General features: G+C 52.3%; 2 protein-coding genes. Both read left to right on the forward strand.

The genetic code is table 11. The features are described from left to right. On the forward strand, positions 1-1,038 hold a 1,038-nt coding region (locus tag NFS31_RS26640; RefSeq protein ID WP_251502079.1), incomplete at its 5' end, for a phage tail sheath subtilisin-like domain-containing protein. Between the two features lie 16 nt (positions 1,039-1,054). After that, positions 1,055-1,519: a hypothetical protein gene (locus NFS31_RS26645; protein WP_160228587.1), complete on the forward strand. Its 465-nt coding sequence runs from the start codon at positions 1,055-1,057 to the stop codon at positions 1,517-1,519. Positions 1,520-1,709: the final 190 nt, after the last annotated feature.

Consider the following 1,709-nt stretch of genomic DNA (forward strand, 5'->3'; position numbering starts at 1 on the left):
CGCGAAAAGCTTTCGGATTCCGCGGTAAAGGAATGCATCTTTTACGCCGGGACGACGGAATTTGAGAAGGTTGATTTCCCGTCCGGCGCAGGCGAGGCAAACGCCCTGGCCGAGGCCCTGGCATCTTCAAGGAATTTTAAAGCGGAGGTATTGGAGGGAAAAGAGGGCGCCCTCCTGGGGACGGTTTTACAAAGCGCATTTACAAAGGGGAGCAACCCGCAGACAACGGCCGGCGATTACTCCAACGCCTTTGCCCAGATCGAGCCATATGAATTTAATACGGTCTGCCTGGATACGGAGGACACGGAAATCCATCTCCTGCTCCAGTCGTTTTTAAACCGCATTTTTGACGCGGGCTCGCTCGCGCAGGCGGTGGTGGCGGAAGCGCATACGGTCCCCCTGGAAACCAGGATGCAGCATGCGGCTGCGTTTAACGACGAAAAAATGAACTACGTGCTCAACGCCCATGTGGATGAGCAGGGCACGGAGATTGACGGGTACCGCACAGCGGCGAGGATCGCCGGGATGATCGGATCCGTATCCGCGGGCTCTTCCCTTACACATACCGTAATAAGCGGCTTTTCGGAGCTTAAGGAGAAACTTACAAACACAGAGATGATTTCAGCGGAAAAAAGAGGGTGTATTGTGCTGAGCTATAACAAAGCAAAGCAGGTATGGATCGACAATGCCATCAATACGCTGATAACTCCCGCGGACAACCAGGATGACGGCTGGAAAAAGATCCGCCGTGTCAAAACGCGCTATGAGCTGATCCGCCGGATCAACACAATGGCCGACGATCTGGTCGGGAAAGTTGACAATGACAAAAACGGGCGGGCGACAGTCATCAGCCAGATCCAGGGCGTTGGAGATTCCATGGCAGAAGAGGGAAAACTTGTCGCCTGCTCCGTAACGGAAAGCAGCGCATACCAGTCTGACGGGGACAGCGCCTGGTTTGATATTGACATCATTGACAAGGATTCGATGGAACGTATCTATCTGACGTTCCTGTTCCGGTTCAGCACCAATGAGGGGTAGACAGGAGGAATAAAGCATGAGGAATGTAAGGGCAGCAGGCGATTCCAGGCACGCCAGGACCGGTAAGGACGGGGCATTTTACAGTAAAGACGGCGTACTGCTTGCAACCGTGGAGCAGTTTACATCAAACGTAACCTGGAACAACGCGAAATACAGCGTATTAGGGGACGCGCAGGAGCACGAGACAGCAAACACGTTTTCAGTAAGCCTTACCATGTCGCAGGTTGTGGTCGAAGACGACGAATTTATTATTGAGCTCATGAGGGCGCTGGAAACGCAGATCATGCCGGTGTGGGATTTCCAGGGCTCGCTCCTGGGCAGGAACGGATCGGAGGAACGCGTCATTTACCGGGACTGTATCCCTTCGGGGCAGATCGATATCCAGAATATTTCCGTTGGGGATGTAATCAAACGGAATTGGAACCTGTTTGTCAACAGGCCGCCTAAGCTGCAGTCCCTTCTTGGCATTGATGCAGCTTAAAAAGAAGATTCAACCAAAAAACACAGGGGGCGGCACAGAAAACGCCCCTCTTTTTTATGGAAAAACGGAGGAAAAACAGATGCCAAAAGAATTCAAAAAAGGCGTAACCATGTCAGGGGATCCTGTAATGGAAGAGGATGCAGCGCAGGAGATCCGGGAAATCGAAACCAGTGAAGAGGATACAAAAAAC

It is taken from the genome of Otoolea muris, assembly GCF_943193115.1.
GTDB lineage: Bacteria > Bacillota > Clostridia > Lachnospirales > Lachnospiraceae > Otoolea > Otoolea muris.

Coding starts and splice junctions, on each gene's coding strand:
- NFS31_RS26645 (WP_160228587.1), top strand. CDS start 1,055: ATGAGGAATGTAAGGGCAGCAGGCGATTCCAGGCACGCCAGGACCGGT.